At 70.8% G+C, this 17,735-nt stretch carries 18 protein-coding genes; 15 read left to right on the forward strand and 3 right to left on the reverse strand.

The genetic code is table 11. From position 1 onward, the window contains the following. Positions 1–35 precede the first annotated feature (35 nt). The 9 genes from FH608_RS29870 to FH608_RS29910 all read left to right on the forward strand — a co-directional run bounded on the left by FH608_RS29870 (position 36) and on the right by FH608_RS29910 (position 5,099). Entirely contained in the window at positions 36–1,013 is a 978-nt protein-coding gene (locus tag FH608_RS29870; RefSeq protein WP_139633971.1) for an NAD-dependent epimerase/dehydratase family protein, read from the forward strand. Next, positions 1,006–1,275: a sulfurtransferase TusA family protein gene (locus FH608_RS29875; protein WP_139633972.1), complete on the forward strand. Its 270-nt coding sequence runs from the start codon at positions 1,006–1,008 to the stop codon at positions 1,273–1,275. Before FH608_RS29870 ends, FH608_RS29875 begins: the two co-directional genes overlap by 8 nt. A 68-nt stretch (positions 1,276–1,343) precedes the next feature. Beyond that, positions 1,344–2,375, forward strand: a complete 1,032-nt coding sequence (locus FH608_RS29880) for a LacI family DNA-binding transcriptional regulator (protein ID WP_139633973.1) — start codon at positions 1,344–1,346, stop codon at positions 2,373–2,375. A gap of 41 nt (positions 2,376–2,416) precedes the next feature. After that, complete coding sequence (locus FH608_RS29885) at positions 2,417–2,614, forward strand: hypothetical protein (RefSeq protein WP_139633974.1); 198 nt, start codon at positions 2,417–2,419, stop codon at positions 2,612–2,614. A 272-nt stretch (positions 2,615–2,886) separates the two neighbouring features. Further along, on the forward strand, positions 2,887–3,681 hold the full coding sequence (locus tag FH608_RS29890; RefSeq protein ID WP_139633975.1) for an alpha/beta fold hydrolase: 795 nt from the start codon (positions 2,887–2,889) through the stop codon (positions 3,679–3,681). Next, positions 3,678–4,124 (forward strand): YdeI/OmpD-associated family protein, encoded by a 447-nt coding sequence (locus FH608_RS29895; protein WP_139633976.1) that lies wholly within the window; start codon positions 3,678–3,680, stop codon positions 4,122–4,124. Before FH608_RS29890 ends, FH608_RS29895 begins: the two co-directional genes overlap by 4 nt. 50 nt (positions 4,125–4,174) lie before the next feature. Further along, the gene (locus tag FH608_RS29900; RefSeq protein WP_139633977.1) at positions 4,175–4,492 is read left to right on the forward strand and encodes a DUF3140 domain-containing protein; all 318 of its coding nucleotides are present in this window, start codon (positions 4,175–4,177) and stop codon (positions 4,490–4,492) included. A 3-nt stretch (positions 4,493–4,495) separates the two neighbouring features. Further along, positions 4,496–4,846: a nuclear transport factor 2 family protein gene (locus FH608_RS29905; RefSeq protein WP_139633978.1), complete on the forward strand. Its 351-nt coding sequence runs from the start codon at positions 4,496–4,498 to the stop codon at positions 4,844–4,846. Between the two features lie 37 nt (positions 4,847–4,883). Beyond that, positions 4,884–5,099, forward strand: coding sequence for a hypothetical protein (locus FH608_RS29910; protein WP_139633979.1), 216 nt, complete (start codon positions 4,884–4,886; stop codon positions 5,097–5,099). A gap of 188 nt (positions 5,100–5,287) precedes the next feature. Here the strand turns inward: FH608_RS29910 and FH608_RS29915 are convergent, their stop codons facing one another. Beyond that, on the reverse strand, positions 5,288–5,905 hold the full coding sequence (locus FH608_RS29915) for a TetR/AcrR family transcriptional regulator (RefSeq protein WP_139633980.1): 618 nt from the start codon (positions 5,903–5,905) through the stop codon (positions 5,288–5,290). Between the two features lie 45 nt (positions 5,906–5,950). Between FH608_RS29915 and FH608_RS29920 the strand changes: the two genes are divergently transcribed. Beyond that, positions 5,951–6,889: a beta-ketoacyl-ACP synthase III gene (locus tag FH608_RS29920; RefSeq protein ID WP_139633981.1), complete on the forward strand. Its 939-nt coding sequence runs from the start codon at positions 5,951–5,953 to the stop codon at positions 6,887–6,889. A 9-nt stretch (positions 6,890–6,898) separates the two neighbouring features. Here the strand turns inward: FH608_RS29920 and FH608_RS29925 are convergent, their stop codons facing one another. Next, positions 6,899–7,576 carry a glycosyltransferase family 2 protein gene (locus FH608_RS29925; protein ID WP_139633982.1) on the reverse strand — a complete coding sequence of 226 codons (678 nt, stop codon included), beginning with the start codon at positions 7,574–7,576 and terminating at the stop codon, positions 6,899–6,901. 139 nt (positions 7,577–7,715) lie between these two features. After that, the gene (locus tag FH608_RS29930) at positions 7,716–8,729 is read right to left on the reverse strand and encodes a LacI family DNA-binding transcriptional regulator (RefSeq protein ID WP_139633983.1); all 1,014 of its coding nucleotides are present in this window, start codon (positions 8,727–8,729) and stop codon (positions 7,716–7,718) included. Between the two features lie 110 nt (positions 8,730–8,839). Here FH608_RS29930 and FH608_RS29935 point away from each other — a divergent pair, with 110 nt between their 5' ends. The 5 genes from FH608_RS29935 to FH608_RS29955 are packed head-to-tail and all read left to right on the forward strand — an operon-like array spanning position 8,840 to position 17,655. Beyond that, complete coding sequence (locus FH608_RS29935; protein ID WP_139633984.1) at positions 8,840–10,111, forward strand: ABC transporter substrate-binding protein; 1,272 nt, start codon at positions 8,840–8,842, stop codon at positions 10,109–10,111. Continuing rightward, positions 10,108–11,019 (forward strand): carbohydrate ABC transporter permease, encoded by a 912-nt coding sequence (locus FH608_RS29940; protein ID WP_139633985.1) that lies wholly within the window; start codon positions 10,108–10,110, stop codon positions 11,017–11,019. The genes FH608_RS29935 and FH608_RS29940 overlap by 4 nt, the downstream gene beginning before the upstream one ends. Then, entirely contained in the window at positions 11,016–11,780 is a 765-nt protein-coding gene (locus FH608_RS29945) for a carbohydrate ABC transporter permease (RefSeq protein WP_139633986.1), read from the forward strand. Before FH608_RS29940 ends, FH608_RS29945 begins: the two co-directional genes overlap by 4 nt. Next, complete coding sequence (locus tag FH608_RS29950) at positions 11,773–13,623, forward strand: glycoside hydrolase family 127 protein (protein WP_139633987.1); 1,851 nt, start codon at positions 11,773–11,775, stop codon at positions 13,621–13,623. Before FH608_RS29945 ends, FH608_RS29950 begins: the two co-directional genes overlap by 8 nt. Positions 13,624–13,650: 27 nt before the next feature. Then, positions 13,651–17,655 (forward strand): galactose-binding domain-containing protein, encoded by a 4,005-nt coding sequence (locus tag FH608_RS29955; protein ID WP_139633988.1) that lies wholly within the window; start codon positions 13,651–13,653, stop codon positions 17,653–17,655. Positions 17,656–17,735 lie beyond the last annotated feature (80 nt).

Raw genomic sequence — 17,735 nt, forward strand, 5'->3', positions numbered from 1 at the left:
ATCCGCGAGGTGAAGGCGGGTGTTGGATCGGCGGCATGCGCGTGTTGCTCACCGGCTCGGCCGGCTTCATCGGCAGCCACATCGCGGAGGCGCTCGACCATGAAGTGGTGACCGCCGACCTCCGTACAGGTGTGGACGTCCGCGACCCCGACGCCCTCGACCGCCTGCTGCCCGGCGTGGACGCCGTGATCCACCAGGCCGCCAAGGTCGGGCTCGGCGTGAACGTGGCCGACCTGCCCGACTACGCCTCCGCCAACGCGTACGGGACCGCGACCCTGCTCGCCGCCATGGCCAGGCACGGCGTCGGGCGGCTGGTGCTGGCCTCCTCCATGGTCGTGTACGGCGAGGGCGCCTACGACTGCCCGCGCCACGGGCGCGTGCGCCCCGGGCCCAGGCGGGAGGAGGACCTGGCCGGCGGGGTGTTCGACCCGCGCTGCCCGCTGTGCGGCGACGTCCTGTCGCCGTCGGTCATCGGCGAGGACGCCCCGCTGGACCCGCGCAACGCCTACGCCACCACCAAGCTGGCCCAGGAGCACCTGGCCGCCAACTGGGCACGCGAGACGGGCGGCACCGCGGTGGCCCTGCGCTACCACAACGTCTACGGTCCGCGCATGCCCCGGGACACCCCGTACGCGGGCGTGGCCTCCCTCTTCCTGTCGGCGCTGCTGGCGGGGCGCGCGCCCCGGGTGTTCGAGGACGGGGGCCAGCGGCGGGACTTCGTGCACGTGCGCGACGTGGCCCGCGCCAACGTCCTCGCGCTGGGCGCGGGGAGACCGGGGGAGTCGGCGGCGTACAACATCGCCAGCGGCACGCCCCGCACGGTCGGGGACCTGGCGGCGGCGCTGGCGGTGGCGACGGGCGGGCCCGAGCCGGTGACGACGGGGGAGTACCGGCTCGGGGACGTGCGCCACATCGTCGCCTCGCCCGCCAGGGCGGCAAGGGAGCTGGGCTTCACGGCGGAGATCCCGTTCGAGGACGGCATCAAGGAGGTGGTTTCCTATACGTATGCCTGATCTCGTCGTCGACGGGGCCGACAAGCTCTGCGTGCGGCTGCTCATCGAGCTGCGCGACCACGTGCGCACGGCCGGTCCCGGAGCCGTGGTCCACCTGATCGCCACCGACCCGGCCGCACCCGTCGACCTGCCCGCCTGGTGCCACCTGACCGGGCACACCTACCTCGGCCCCGTGCCGGGCACGGAGCGGCCCACGTACGCGCTGCGGGTGAGCGGCGAGGCGCTGGCGACTCAGGAGGCTAAACCCTGGCACGTGGCTTAAGCGGTTAATTCCCCTATCGGATGGGGTGGCCTAGAGTATGAGGGTTACCCGGTTCAGAGAGGGAGTCCGTGAAGCGACCGACGATCGCCGACATCGCCAGCCGGGCCGGGGTGTCCAAGGTGGCGGTCTCCTACGCGCTCAACGGGCAGCCGGGGGTCTCCGAGGCGACGCGGGCCAAGATCGTCGCCATCGCCGAGGAGATCGGCTGGCGGCCCAACAGCGCGGCGCGCGCACTCAACGGCGCCAGGGCCGACTGCGTGGGCCTCGCGCTCTGCCGCCCCGCGCGCATCCTGGGCGTGGAGCCGTTCTTCATGGAGCTGATCAGCGGCATCGAGGGCGTCCTCGCCGACCGCTCCTACGCGCTGCTGCTCCAGGTCGTCACCAGCCACGAGCAGGAGAGCGAGGTCTACCGGCGCTGGTGGGGCGAGAGCCGCATCGACGGCGTCTTCCTCGTCGACCTGCACTATTCGGACACCCGCGTGGCCGAGCTGGAGCGGCTCGGCATGCCGGTCGTGGTCATCGGCCACCCCTCGGAGTCGGGCTCGCTGTCGGCCATCTGGTCCGACGACGGCGAGGCCGTGCGCGAGACCGTCGGCTACCTGGTGGCGCTGGGCCACCGCCGCATCGCGCGGGTCGCCGGGCTGCCCGAGCTGGTCCACACGACCGTGCGCGACCAGGCGTTCGCGCAGGCGTGCGAGGGCGTGGCCGAACACGTCACCGTCCACACCGACTACACCGGCGAGGAGGGCGCCCGGGCCACCAGGCGGCTGCTCAGCTCGCCCCAGCGGCCCACGGCGATCATCTACGACAACGACATCATGGCGGTGGCGGGGCTGTCCGTGGCGCAGGAGATGCGGGTGGAGGTGCCGCGCGACCTGTCCATCGTGGCGTGGGACGACTCGCCGCTCGCCCAGGTCGTCCGCCCGCCGCTGACCGCCCTGACCCGCGACATCCCGGCGTACGGCGCGCACGCCGCCCAGCGCCTGCTCGCCCTGATCGCCGGCGAATCCGTGCCTCCCTTCCAGGACCAGGCCCCCGTCCTCTCCCCTCGCGGCAGCACGGGACCCTTCACCGCATCCCCATCCGTCGCGGCGGGCTGATCCCCCCGTCGGGCTGATCGCGCGCATCCGTTGCGGCCAAGTTGATCGCGCGCATCCGTTGCGGCGGGTTGATCGCGCGCATCCGTTGCGGCGGGTTGATCGCGCGCATCCGTTACGGCTTCGCCGGGCCGGCCGCACGCGCCGACCCGGGTTTCCGTCTGTCATGGCCGGTCGTGAAGGCTCACGGGCCGGTCGCCGTGACGGCGCGCACTCTTGGCCTGTTCCGTGGTTTCACGTGACCCCCGTGCGCCGACGCCACGGCACGTGCCCCGGGATGGGCGGCTGGCAGACCGCTGGTGCCCGGGGCACGTGCCGTCCCCTCCTTCGCGGCGCGTCCCCCGGGAGCCCGCCCCCGCGTGGCTCCCACCATGACTGAGTCCGGAGTGGGGCGTTTAGTACGCCTATACCGAAACGAGATGGGAAATGCGGCGAACCGTGACCTGAGCTTCCAAGTCTTGACAAATTTTTTTGTCGGCGACTAGCCTCATCCTCAGAGAGAGGGAGACGCGACATGAGCAAGGTCATCTCGGCGGACGGCACGTCCATCGCCTACACCCGCGCCGGCCAGGGCCCGGCGGTCGTCCTGGTGGACGGCGCGCTGAGCTTCCGCGGGCAGAGCATCAACGCCGGCCTCGCCACCGCACTCAGCACGAGCTTCACCGTCTACACCTACGACCGGCGCGGTCGCGGCGAGAGCGGCGACACCGCGCCGTTCGCCCCCGAGCGCGAGATCGAGGACCTGGCAGCGCTCGTCGCGGAGGCGGGCGGCCGGGTGCGCCTGTACGGCACGTCGTCGGGCGCCGCCCTCGCGCTGGCTGCCGCGGAGAGCGGGCTCCCGGTCGAGCGGCTGGCGCTGTACGAGCCGCCGTTCATCGTGGACGGCACCAGGGAGCCCATCCCGGACGACTACGAGCGCACGCTGGACGAGCTGGTCGCCGGCGAGCGCAGGGCCGAGGCCGTCCGCTACTTCATGCGCAGGGGCGTCGGCCTGCCGGCGATGGTGGTGGCCATGATGCGGTTCATGCCGGCCTGGTCCACGCTGAAGGGCGTGGCGCACACGCTGCCGTACGACGTGGCGTTCGTGGCCCCGTACGAGCACGGCAGGCCCTACCCGGCGGGCGGCTGGGCCTCCGTGAAGGTGCCCACGCTCGTCATGGACGGCGGCAAGAGCCAGGCGTGGATCCGCAACGCCGCCAGGTCGCTGGCCGATCAGCTGCCCGACGCCGAGCACCGCACGCTCGACGGGCAGACCCACATCGTCAAGCCGGCCGCGCTGGCGCCGGTGCTGGAGGGATTCTTCAAATGAGGTTCCGCACCACGGTCGAACTGAACGGCAAGACCGCCACAGGGTTCGAGGTCCCCGCCGAGGTCGTCGAGCAGCTCGGCTCCGGGAAGCGGCCGTCCGTGACCGTCACGGTCGGCTCCCACACCTACCGCAGCACGGTGGCGTCGATGGGCGGCAGGTTCATGCTGCCGCTCAGCGCGGAGAACCGGGAGCTCGCCGGGGTGACGGCGGGCGACGAGGTCGAGGTGGAGCTCGCGCTCGACACCGCGCCCCGGGAGGCCGAGGTGCCCGCCGACCTGGCCGAGGCGCTGGAGGCCGCGCCCGAGGCCAAGACGTTCTTCGAGAGCCTGTCCTACTCGCGCAAGCGGCGTTACCTGCTCCAGATCGAGGGCGCCAAGAAGCCGGAGACCAGGCGGCGGCGCGTCGCCGACACCGTCGCCAAGCTCGCCGACGGCATCGGCTGAGGACCCCTTGACAGGGGCGTAATGGCCGGTTCGGCGGGTATGCGGCCAGCATGACTGAGGGCTTCGACACCGAGATGTTGTGGGACGAGTTCCACCGGCTGGTCAACATGAACTCCGAGGAGCTGCGCTCGTACCTGCTGGCCGACGCGTCCGACGAGGAGAGCTTCCCTCCCGACCCCGACCTGGGCATCGACGAGCTGGGGCGCGGCGTGCTGCACGTCCTGAGCAAGCGCAAGGGCGACCTGACGGGCGACGACGTCCAAGTGATGCGGCAGGTCGTGGAGCTGGTCGAGACCATGGGCGACCGGACGGACGACGAGTCGCGGCGTGAGCTCATGTCCGTGGGCCACGATCCGCTGAGAGGGTAGGTCATGGTCGAGCCGCTTCCGTGGATCGAGGGCTACGTCCGCGCGTGGAACTCCAACGATCCCGACGACATCGCGGCACTGTTCACCGAGGACGCCGTCTACTACACCGAGCCGTACAGCTCGCCCTGGCAGGGCCGCGACGCGATCGTCGCGCAGTGGCTGGGGAGACAGGACAAACCTGGTGAAGCCACGTTCGAGTGGCATCCCGTCTGCGTGACCGAGGACGTGGGCGTTATCCAGGGGGTCACGACATATCCGGACAAAACGTACAGTAATCTGTGGGTGATCAGGTTCGTACCCGACGGCCGGTGCCGGGAATTCACCGAATGGTGGATGCGGCATGACGTCAGATGATGCAATGGGCCGAACCGTCTTCACCCGAGGAGATCCGTTGAGAGACAACCTCGACCTCGCCGCGAGCGCCCAGGAACTGGCCGACGCCGCCCCGACGGGATCGATCGACCACGCCGCCGCCTCGTCCGTGGCCATCACGCTGGCCACCACCCGGGACATCAGCCACGCCAGGAAGACGCTCGACGGCGTCTCCCCCGTGGAGGTACGCGAAGCGGCCGTGGCCCTCTTCGAGCGGCTGTCCGCCGGCGCCTGAGGCTCTGTCACGGTTCACCCCGGTCGCCCCTCGGGGGCCGCGACTGGGGCTTTTGTCCTGCCCGGGGGTTTCTGTCCCGCCGGGTGCGTGCCCATCGCGAGCGCTGCCAAGGATGGCATTCCGACAGCGCGCGTACGCACAACTTCCCGAATCCGGGCTTGTCCGTACGGTGCTGGGGGCGGAGCGCCTCAAGCGATACGGCTCGGGTGAGAGGTGAGGCGGGCGTGCATGGCCTGGCGGGCGCGGGTCGGGGCCTGGGGGTCGTGGTGGAGTTGGAGGGCATGGTTGAGGGCCATGGCCGCGCCCAGCAACTCGAACGCGACCTGCTCCGGGTCCGTCCCCTCCGGCAGGTCGCCGGCCGCCACGGCGCGCCCGGCCTCCTTGCGCAGCCGTTCGCGCCACATCTCGAAGCGGGCCTCCACCGCCTCCCGCACCGGACCCGGCCGGCCGTCGAACTCGTGGGCCGCCGCGACGAAGAAGCACCCGCCGGGAAAGACCCCGCGCTCCAGGTAGGAGACCCACGCCTCGCAGAGCACCCGCAGCCGGGTCAGGCCGGGCGCGGCGGGCAGGGCGGGCTCCCAGACCTCGGCGCGGAAGATCTCGCCGGCCCGGTCGAGCGTGGCCAGTTGCAGCGCTTCCTTGGAGCCGAAGTGGCCGAGCACGCCTGACTTGCTCATGCCCAGCTCTCCGGCCAGGCGGCCGATGGTCAGCCCTTCGAGCCCCTCGGCGGAGGCGATGGCGACCGAGCGGTCGAGGATGGCGGCTCGCGTGCCGAGGGCTTCGGCGGCGGATCTGCGCGGGCTCATGCCGGCCACTTTAGCGTCCGAACGTTCGGTTGCTATAGTCCGCCCATGAATGGATCACGACTTGTCGCCACAGGCCACTATCAACCCGCAAAAATCCTGACAAATGAGGACCTGGCGGCCATGGTGGACACCAGCGACGAGTGGATCAGCAAGCGCGTCGGCATCCGTACCCGGCACGTCGCCGAGCCCCACGAAAGCGTCGCCGACCTCGCCGGGCACGCCGCCGCCAAGGCCCTGGCCGCGAGCGGGCTGGCCCCGTCCGACATCGACCTCCTGCTCGTCGCCACCTGCACGCAGACCGAGCGCGCCCCCAACGTCGCCTCCCGCGTCGCCGCCAGGCTCGGCGTGCCGGGCGGCGCGCTGATGGACGTCGGCGTGTCGTGCTCCGGCTTCACCCACGCCATGGCGCTGGCCGACCACGCCATCCGCGCGGGCTCGGCCACCAACGCGCTGATCGTGGGGGCGGAGAAGATGACGGCGGTCACCGACTGGACCGACCGGACCACGTGCGTCCTGACCGGCGACGGGGCGGGGGCGGCCGTGGTGAGCGCGGCGGACGAGGCCGGGATCGGCCCCGTGGTCTGGGGGTCGGTGCCGGAACTGGGCACCGCCGTGCGCATCGAGGGGACCCCCACCCGGTTCGCCCAGGACGGCCAGACCGTCTACCGGTGGGCCACCACGCGCCTTCCCGAGATCGCCCGGCAGGCGTGCGAGCGCGGCGGGGTGCGTCCCGAGGAACTGGCGGCGGTCGTGTTCCACCAGGCGAACCTGCGCATCATCGAGCCGCTCGCCGCCAAGCTGGGCGCGGTCAACGCGATCGTGGCGCGGGACGTGGTCGACTCGGGCAACACCTCGGCCGCGAGCGTGCCGCTGGCGCTGTCGAAGCTGCTGGAGCGGGGGGAGGTGCCCAGCGGGGCGCCGATGCTGCTCTTCGGCTTCGGCGGCAACCTCTCCTACGCGGGGATGGTCGTACGCTGCCCCTGAGCGTGGGTCCTACGCCGGGATGGTCGTACGCTGCCCGTGAGCGTGGGCGGCCATGACGGCGCGCATGTCGGCGACGGCCCGCAGCGTTCCCCGCACGGTGCCCGTCACCTTGGAACGCCCGGCGCGCGGCAGATACCGGACGGCCACCTCGCCGACCCGCCATCCGGCCGCCGCCGCCCGCAGCACCATCTCCAGGGGATAGCCGAAGCGCCGGTCGGCCAGCTCCAGGTCCAGCAGCGCCGTACGGCGGCAGGCCCGCATCGGGCCGAGGTCGTGCACCGGCACCCCGGCCCGGCGCCGCAGCCCGCGCGCCAGGACGGCGTTGCCCAGCCGCGCGTGGGCCGGCCAGGCCCCCGCCTCGGCCACCCGCCGCCCCAGCACCAGATCGGACGTCCCCGCCGCCACGGGCCCGGTCACGAGGGGCAGCTGCCGGGGGTCGAGCGAGGCGTCGGCGTCCATGAAGCAGACGATCTCGGCGGAGGCGGCGAGCAGCCCGGCGTGGCACGCGGCGCCGAACCCGCGCAACGGCTCGCGCACGACCAGCGCGCCGTGCTCGGCGGCCACCCGGTCGGAGCCGTCGGTGGAGCCGTTGTCGACGACGATGGGCCGGTAACCGGCCGGCATCCGCTGGAGCACCCAGGGCAGCGCCTCGGCCTCGTCGAGGCAGGGCAGCACGACATCGATCATGCGTCCGACGCTAGAGCCCCCGCCCCTCGCCAACCCTTACGGACCGGTGACGGCACGAGGTGCGGTGTCAGGCAGCGGGCGCCCGCGATGCTACAAGGAAGCGTGTGAATGCACTTTGCTTTCGCGCGAATACTCTTGGTTATGAGATGCCGGGTGGGGAGGTGGAGTCGCGGATGACGAGCTGGCAGGGCATCCGGTGCACCCCCGGGGTCGCCTTGCCGTCGATGGCGGCGAAGAGGTGCTGTGCGGCCGTGCGCCCGAGTCGTTCCAGGTTCATGTCCACGGTCGTCAGCGCGGGCCGGGTCTCGGTCGAGAGCACCTCCCAGTTGTCGTAGCCCACCACCGCGATGTCGTCGGGCACCCGGCGCCCGCGCTCCCTGGCCGCCTCCACGAAACCGGCCGCCACCTGGTCGCTGCCGCAGAACACGGCGTCGATCTCCGGCTCGGCCATGAGCAGCATCTCGGCGGCGTGCCGGCCCCAGCGCTGCGACCACGGCCCCGACAGGGTCTGCCCGGCCTGGGCGACCCCGGCCTCCGAGAGGGCGAGGCGCAGGCCCTCCTCGCGGTCGCGGGCCGCCTTGTAGTGGCTCGGCCCGGTGATGTGGGCGATCCTGCGCCGGCCCATGGCCAGCAGGTGCCGGACGGCCATGGCCGCGGCCCCCACGTCGTCGGGCACGAACGACACGTCCGCCGGGTCCTCGGAGGGGCCGTACGCGTAGACCACGGGGACGGGCAGGTCCTTGCTCACCGACGGGCGCGGGTTCGTGCTCTCGCCCACCACGATCAGCCCGTCGACGCGGCGCGACAGCAGGGCGCGTACGTGGTGCTGCTCCCGGATGGCGTCGCCGCGGGCGTCGCAGAGCAGCACGGCCATCTCGCCGGCCCCGAAGGCGTCCTCGGCCCCGAGCAGCACGGGGATGCCGAACCGGCCGACGCTGTCGGAGGTCAGCAGGCCGACCGTGCGCGTCTGCCCCGAGATCAGCCCCCTGGCCAGGGCGTTCGGCTGGAAGGAGAGCTCCGCGGCGGCGGCGAGCACGCGCTCGCGCGTCGCCGCCCGCACGTCCTGGCGCCCGTTCAGTGCCTTGGACGCCGTGGCGATCGAGACCCCCGCCAGCGAGGCCACATCCGAGATGGTCGCCCGCTTACTCGCCATGTTACGAAACCCTTTTCGGTCGCCTGTGAACTCCTAGAACCCTAGCACCCATTGACATGGACTCTTGTTTCTTCTACGTTTCCGAAAACCTTTAAGTCCAGGAGCACATCATGAGACGAAGGCTGGCCGGGATCTCCCTGCTCGGTGTGTTAGCGCTCACTTCGGCGGCCTGCGGCAGCGGCGGCGGTGGGGGCGGCACGCCGGAGGCGGAGGGCCCTGTGACGATCACCATGTGGACCCGCGCGGCCACCCAGGCGCAGAGCGAGCGGCTGGTCGAGGCCTACAACAGCAGCCACAAGAACATTCAGGTCAAGCTGACCGTCATCCCCACCGACAACTACCAGCCGCGCATCGCCGCCGCGGCCGGCGCCAAGCAACTGCCCGACGTGTTCGCGTCGGACGTCATCTTCGTCCCGAACTACACCTCCCAGGGCCTGTTCGCGGACATCACGGACAAGATCGCCAAGCTGCCGTTCAAGGACGGCCTCGCGCCCTCGCACATGAAGCTGGGCACGCTCGACGGCCACCAGTACACGATCCCGCACACCCTCGACCTGTCCGTCTGGTTCTGGAACAAGGACCTGTACGAGAAGGCCGGGCTGGACCCGGAGAAGGGGCCGAAGACGCTCAAGGAGTTCGCCCAGCAGGCCACCACGATCCAGGAGAAGCTCGGCAAGGACGGCAAGGTCCACGGCACCTTCTTCGGCGGCAACTGCGGCGGCTGCTACGTGTTCACGTTCTGGCCCTCGGTCTGGGCGGCCGGCGGCCAGGTCATGAACCCCGAGGGCACCACCTCGCTCAACGACCAGCCCGCGATGACGGACGTCTTCAAGATCTGGCGCGGGCTGTACGAGAACAAGGTCACCGGCCCGACGGCCAAGGAGGAGCAGGGCCCGACCTGGACCGGCTTCTTCCCGAAGGGCGAGATCGGTGTCATGCCGATGCCCTCGACCACGCTCGGCCTGATGCCGAAGGACATGAAGATCGGCGTCACCCCGATCGCGGGCCCGGACGGCGGCGAGTCGACGTTCGTGGGCGGCGACTCGGTCGGCATCTCCTCGACCAGCGAGCACCCCGACCAGGCGTGGGACTTCCTGTCCTGGACGGTCTCCGACGACGCCCAGATCGAGGTCATGGCCAAGAACAAGGACGTGCTCGCGCGTACCGACCTGGCCGACAACAAGTACTCCGCGGAAGACCCCCGCGTGGTGATGATCAACTCGCTGGTGGCCAAGGGCCAGACGCCGTACGCGCTGCGCTTCGGCCAGACGTTCAACGACCCGCAGGGGCCGTGGCTGCGGCTGGCCCGCGAGGCCGTGTTCGGTGACGCCTCGAAGATCCCCCAGCTCAACGCCGAGATCACGAAGTCGCTGCAACAATGACCTTGACGATCACGCGATCCAGGCGGCCGGCGCACTCCGCGCCGTCCGCCCGGTGGCGGAGCAGGAAGGTCCAGGGCTGGCTGTACGCGGCCCCGACGGCCGTCATCGTGGGCGTGCTCTTCATCGCGCCCCTGGTGCTGGTCGTCTGGATGTCGCTCAACCGCTGGCCGCTGCTCGGCCCGGCCACGTTCAACGCTCCCGACAACTACCTCAAGATCGCTGACAACCCGCTCTTCCTCGACGCGGTCCTGTTCACGCTGAAGTACACCGCCATCACCACCGTCCTGCTGTCGGCCGTCGCACTCGGCCTGGCGATGCTCGTGCAGGACCGGCGGCCGGGCATCGGCTTCTTCAGGACCGCGTTCTTCCTGCCGGGCGCGGTCGGCTTCGCCGCGGCGGGCCTGCTGTTCTACGGCATGCTGAACAACGACTTCGGCCCGATCGACCCGATGCTCCAGGCCCTGGGCATCACGAGCGAGCCGGTCAAGTGGATCGGCACCCCCAACATGGCGCTGTTCTCCACGATCGCGCTGGTGCTGTGGCGCTTCGCCGGCTTCAACATGCTCATCCTGCTGACCGGCCTGCAGGCCATCCCGACCGAGGTGTACGAGGCCGCGCGGAGCGACGGCGCGAACCGCTGGCAGATCTTCACCAAGATCACCCTGCCGCTGCTGCGCCCGACGCTGGCGCTCATGCTGATCCTCAGCGTCACGGGCTCGCTGCTCGCCTTCGACCAGTTCTTCGTGTTCACCAACGGAGGCCCGGACAACAGCACGGTCTCCATGGTCATGGTCGTCTACCGGGCCGCGTTCTTCCGCTTCGACCTCGGCGGCGCGGCGGCCATCTCGGTCGTCCTGCTCGTCGCCCTCGTCGGGCTCAACACGGTGATGATGCGGAGGCTGCGATGAGCCGTTACCTCACGCTGTCCGCCCTGGCGGTGCTGTTCCTGTTCCCGCTGGTGTGGAGCGGCTACGCCTCGCTGGAGGAGCCGGCGAACTACCTGGAGATGGCCCGCTTCGGCGAGGGGCTCGGCACGTACGCGACCAACAGCGTGCTCGTGTCCGTCATGACCGTGGTGGGCACGCTGGTCATCTCCGCGCTCGGCGGCTACGGGTTCGCCCGCTTCGACTTCCCGGGCAAGAACCTGCTGTTCCTCGCCACGCTGGCGATCCTCATGGTGCCGTACGCGACGATCCTCATCCCGCTCTACGTCCTGCTCGGCTACATCGGCCTGCAGAACTCCCTGGTGGGGCTGTCGCTGGTGTTCGTCATGTTCCAGCTGCCGTTCGCGCTGTTCATGATGCGCAACGCGTTCGAGGCGCTGCCGCGCGAGCTGGAGGAGGCGGCGCTGGTGGACGGGTGCGGCACGCTCAAGGCGTTCGCCAGGATCCTGCTGCACGCGGTGCGGCCCGCGCTGATCACGGTCGGCCTGTTCGCGTTCCTCGCCTCGTGGAACGACTTCTTCGCGCCGCTCATCCTGCTCAACGACGGCTCCTCGTTCACCCTGCCGGTGGCCGTGGTGAGCATGACGCAGCAGACGTTCGGCGCGATCGACTACGGCATGCTCCAGGCCGGCGTCATGGTCATGGCCTTCCCCTGCCTCATTCTCTTCATCGTGCTGCAGCGCCACTACGTGCGCGGATTCATGTCAGGAGCTCTGCGTGGCTAACCCCGTCCTGCCCTCATCGGGCGTTTTGTCCCCCCTCGGCCTCGACGCGGTACGGCTGAACCCCGGCTTCTGGGGCGACCGCGCCGCGCTCAACCGTGAGGTCACGATCGCCCACTGCCAGGAATGGGAAGAGCGCGAAGGCTGGATCGGCAACTTCCGGGGCGAGCGGCCCCGCAGGGGGCGGGAGTTCAGCGACTCGGAGACGTACAAGCTTCTGGAGGCGATGGCCTGGGCGGACCATCCGGCGCTGCCGGCGCTGGCCGAGACCATGGCCCAGGCCCAGGAGGGCGACGGCTACCTCAACACCCGCTGGTCGGGCAGCCGCTACACCGACTTCGAGTGGGGCCACGAGCTCTACTGCTACGGCCACCTCATCCAGGCCGGGGTGGCGCGGCTGCGCATGCACGGCGAGGACCGGCTCACCCAGGTCGCGATCAAGGCCGCCGACCACGTGTGCCGCCGGTTCATGGAGGGCACGCGGACGTGCGGCCACCCCGTGATCGAGATGGCGCTCGTCGAGCTCTACCGCGTGACCGGGACCGAGCGGTACCTGGAGATGGCCCGCCGCTTCGTCGAGCGCCGCGGCCTGCCCGCGCTCGCCGACATCCCCTTCGGGCGCGCCTACTTCCAGGACGACATGCCGGTCAGGCAGGCGCAGGTGTTCCGCGGGCACGTGGTGCGCGCGCTCTACCTCGCCTCCGGAGTGGTGGACGTGGCGGTCGAGACCGGCGACCAGGAGCTGCTGAAGGCGGTCGAGGCCCAGTGGGAGCGTACGGTCGCCCGCCGCACGCACCTGACCGGCGGCATGGGCTCGCGCCACATCGACGAGTCGTACGGCGACGACTACGAGCTGCCGCCCGACCGCGCCTACAACGAGACCTGCGCGAGCATCGCCTCCATCATGCTGGCGCACCGGCTGCTGCTGGCCACCGGCGACGCGCGCTACGCCGACCTCGCCGAGCGCACTCTCTACAACATGCTGGCCACGGGCGTGGCGCTGGACGGCCGGTCGTTCTTCTACGCCAACCCGCTGCAGGTACGGGTGCCCGCGGTGCCGCTGGAGGGCGTCAACCACGCAGCGGAGGGCGGGCTGCGCTCGCCCTGGTTCGACGTGTCGTGCTGCCCGCACAACATCGCCCGCACGCTGGCCTCGCTGCCCGCCTACCTCGCGACCTCCTCGGCCGACGGGATCCAGATCCACCACCCCACGCCGTCGGAGATCCGCCACGGCGGCCTGGCGGTGCGGGTGGAGACCGGCTACCCGTGGGCCGGCTCGGTGACGGTCCGGGTGCTGGAGGGCGGCGAGGGCCGGATCGGGCTGCGGGTCCCGGCCTGGGCCACCGACGCGACGCTCGCGCACGTCCCCGCGTCGTCGCCGGAGTCGCCGCTGCCGGAGGGCCCGGTGATCCGTCCCGTCGATCCCGGGTACGCCTACGTGGACGGCCCCTGGCAGGCGGGTGACGAGATCCGGCTTGAGCTGCCGATGGCGCCCCGCTGGACGCTGCCCGACCGGCGGATCGACGCGCTGCGGGGGAGCGCGGCGGTGGAGCGGGGGCCGCTGGTCTACTGCGCGGAGTCCGTGGGGGACGAGCCGCGGCTGGGGGACCTGACCGCGCGGGTCCTGCCGCCCGAGGAGCGCGAGGCGGACGGCGTCGTGGAGCTGGAGGTGGCGGCCTCGCTGCGGTCCGGCGACGGCGACGGCTGGCCGTACGCGCCCGCCGACGGCCGCGCCGATGAGAGTGCTGAGCCCACGGACGTCACGCTCCGGCTGGTGCCCTACCACCGCTGGGGCAATCGCGGCCCCGCCACCATGCGTGTCTGGCTACCGATCCAGGAGAAGTAAGTGCGTAAACCGTTGGTCTGCTTAGCCGTGTTAGCGCTAACCGGCTCGCTCGCCGCCGCCCCCTCGTATGCCGCCTCCTCCAGCGCCGTCTCCTCCGGCGCCGCGCAGGACGCCCTCGGCCTGCCGGTGTTCACCGGCGACGACCCGGTGCCCGCCGAGCCGGTGAAGTACCACCCGCGCAAGATGATGGAGGAGATCTACAAGAAGGAGAAGGGCGGCGATTCGTACTGGATCGACCGCATGCTGGCCCGGCCGGGCAACGACCCGGCGGGCACGTGGCTGATGTCGCGCGGGCGGGCGCTGTTCATGAAGGAGCACGATCCGTCCGTCATCGGGTTCGGCGGGTACGTGGCGTACTGGGAGAGCATCGACAACCGGGAGGCGTACGAGATCTCCCTGGGCACCGAGCTCACCGAGGACGTGGCCAAGCGGCTGCAGATGCCCAGCCACTGGACCGGCCGGTACACCGGCGACGGCCTGGCGGTCGGGGTGAAGAAGTTCATCACCCACGAGAACGTGGCCGTGACGACGCTGGAGATCACCAACACCGGGTCCGCGTCGCGGGACGTGCCGATCACCGTGACCTCGCCGTACGCGAGGACGCCGGACGGCGACCGGGAGCTGACCGGGGTCGTGGCGGCCAAGAACAAGCTGACCACCATCTTCCCGAGGCTCAGCGGTGACGGGCTGAAGGCCGCGGACGGCGCGCTGAAGGGCTCGGTGACGGTCGGGCCGGGCGAGACCGTGCGGACCAAGGTGCAGATGGGGTTCGTCACCGAGGAGCTGCCGCAGTCGCGGTCGGAGTACGACGGCTACAAGGGCCGCTCGCCCGAGAAGGCGCTGCGCCGCCAGCTCCAGGACTACAACGCCTGGTGGGCGCGGAACCTGCCCTACATCGACGTGCCCGACGAGAACATCAAGAAGTTCGTGTACTACCGCTGGTGGCTCATGCGCTTCAACTTCCTCGACGCCGACATCCCCGGGAACGACTTCCAGTTCCCGACCTCGGTGGAGGGGGCGCTGGGCTACAACAACGCGATCGTGCTGACCGTGCCGATGTTCGTGCAGGACCTCAAGTACCTGCGGGACCCGATCTACTCCTACGGTCCGTGGGTGTCGGTCGGCGAGGTCTCCCGGAACTCGAAGTACACGGACAACCCGGGTGATCCGGAGAACTGGTCGAACAGCTACACCCAGTACATCTCGGCCGCGGCCCTGGAGAGCTACCAGATCCACGGCGGCCAGCCCTCGATCCTGCGCAACCTCGCGCACTACGCCGAGAAGGACGTCTACGGCCAGCTCGCCGCGTACGACTCCAACGACAACGGCGTCATCGAGTACGACTGGGAGGCCATGACCGGCAACGACGCCGACGCGGTGTCGTTCCACTACTACGACCGGGCCAACGAGCGGCTGGAGGGCGCCTACGTCTACGCCAACGCGATGGCGGCGGCCCAGGCGTACGAGCTGTCCGGGAACGCGGCGAAGGCCGATGAGATGCGCGGCGTGGCCGACAAGGTGAAGAACGGCATCCTCACCCTGCTCTGGGACGACCAGGACAAGCTGTTCAAGCACCGCGACCTCCAGACGGGCAACCTGATCCCGTGGAAGGAGTCGAACAACTACATCCCGTACGCGACCGGCCTGGTCCCCACCGATGACCCGAAATATCGGGAGGCGCTCCGCCTGTGGGCAGACCCGGCGGAATATCCGATATTTCCGGCGTACACCGCCAACCAGAAGGACAAGGCGGAGGCCGCGGCGGCCGGCCAGCCCGGCTCCAACAACTTCAGCCAGATCAACTCGACCAGGAACTTCGCGCTGTTCTCCAAGGCGCTGCGCCAGTACGCCTCGCCGTACATCACGGCCGAGCAGTACAAGCAGCTCCTGTACTGGAACGCCTGGTCGCAGTTCGTCGGCGGTGACACCCGCTACCCCGACGCCAACGAGTTCTGGGCCGACTGGAACCCCTCGACCAAGACCATCGGCTACCGCTCCTGGATCCACCACACGATCCTGGGCAGCAGCAACTGGACCGTCATCGAGGACGCGATGGGCCTGCGCCCGCGCTCGGACGGCAAGGTCGAGCTCTGGCCGGTGGACATCGGCTGGGACCACTTCACCGTCAACGGCATCGACTACCGGGGCAGCGACCTGACCATCGTCTGGGACAGGCCGGGCGACGGGACGAAGCACTACGCCGGGGTTCCCGAGGGGTACTCGATCCTCATCGATGGCAAGCGCAAGGTCACCCTGTCCGGGCTCGATCACGCCGTCTGGGACCCGGAGACCGGCCGGGTCGAGGGCGGCCAGGTCCTGTACGCGGAGAAGGCCAGGTCGATGCGGGCGCCCGCCGAGGTGAAGCTGAAGGGCGAGCGCGTCGAGGACCTGTTCCAGAAGGCCGGCGTGGACCTGCGCTCCGACCAGCCCGACCTGGTCACGTCCGCCACCGCCTCCCACGGGGACGCGGCGGGCGCGGCCGACGGGTTCACGATCAACGAGCCGTACTGGGGCAGCAAGGGCTCCGGCCAGGCACAGGACTGGCTGGAGGTGGACCTCGGCGAGGCCCGCGAGGTCGACCTGGTCAGGCTGTACTTCTTCAACGACCGCAAGGCCGGCGGCTACAGCGAGCCCGCCTACTACTCGGTGCAGTACCTCGACGGCGAGACCTGGAAGGACGTGCCGAAGCAGGCCAAGGCCCCGGCCTATCCCCGCGCCAACCTCAACGAGGTGAGCTTCCCGGCGGTCACCGCGCGGAAGCTGCGGGTGCTGGTGACCCACCGGCCCGGGTACGCGACCGGGCTCAAGGAGGTCCAGGCGTACGCGACCGGCCGGCGGGCGCCGTCGGCGGCCAACAGGGCGCCGTACGTGCTGGCCGTGCCGGACCCGACGTTCAGCCGTCCCGGACAGGCCCGGGTGGACGCGGTGGTCAAGGACGACGGGCTGCCGTCGGGCACGCTCACCACGCAGTGGACCAAGGTGGACGGTCCTGGCGAGGCGTTCTTCACCGACCCGACCGGGACGAGCACGGTCGTCTCGTTCACGGAGGAGGGCACGTACCGGCTGAAGCTGACCGCCACGGACGGCGCGAAGAGCACCTCCGCGACCGTCACCGTCACCGCCGCGGCCCAGGGCGAGCAGGCGAACGCGGCCCCCTACGCCACGCCCACCGCCTCCTACACCTCGCCGTGGGAGAAGGTCACCGCCGTCAACGACGGCATCGACCCGCCGCGCTCCAACGACGGCGCCAACCCGCGCTGGGGCACCTGGCCGCAGCAGGGCACGCAGTGGGTGCAGCTCGAATGGCCCGCGCCCGTGCGGGTGAACAAGGCCGACGTGTACTTCTTCGACGACGGCGGCGGCGTGCGCCTGCCCGGCTCGTGGAAGATCCAGCAGTGGGACGGCGACTCGTTCGAGGACGTCACCGGCGTGGAGTCCTACCCGACGGCGGCGGACGCCTACAACACCGTCTCGTTCGGCACCGTGACGACCTCCAGGCTGCGGGTGCAGCTGGAGTCGGCGGGGGCGTCGGTCGGGCTGCTGGAGTGGAAGGTGTACGCGGTGCCGCCGGACTCGGTGCGCCCCGTGCACGTGCCCACGCCGGCGGGCACGCTGCCGGAGCTGCCGGACACGGTGGAGACCCTGTACGCCGACGGCACCCGCGGCCAGGCCGCCGTCACCTGGCAGCAGGTGACGCCCGACCAGGTGAAGAGCGGCGGCACCAGCTTCACCGTCGCCGGGCTGGCCGAGGGCGTGCGGCAGCCCGCCCAGGCCACCGTGTACGTCCGCGCGACCGACGCGGTGACGATCACCTCGATCGCGGAGGAGGCGGTCACGACCCGGGCCGGGGCCGCCCCGTCGCTGCCGGGGACCGTCGTGGCGACGTACAACGACGGGTCCAAGGACAGCGCGGTCGCGGTCACCTGGGAGGCGGTCAGCCCCGACCAGTACGCCGAGCCGGGCACGTTCACGGTGAACGGTCAGGTGGCGGGCACGACGGTCGCCGCCAGGGCCACGGTCACCGTCGAGTGACACGCATCTCCCTGCCCCGGCCCGCGGCGATCGCGGGCCGGGGCAGGGCCGTGCCGGGGGCCTTGAACGGGCCTGAAGCG

It is taken from the genome of Nonomuraea phyllanthi (genome assembly GCF_006334985.2).
In the GTDB taxonomy this organism is placed as follows: Bacteria; Actinomycetota; Actinomycetes; order Streptosporangiales; family Streptosporangiaceae; genus Nonomuraea; species Nonomuraea phyllanthi.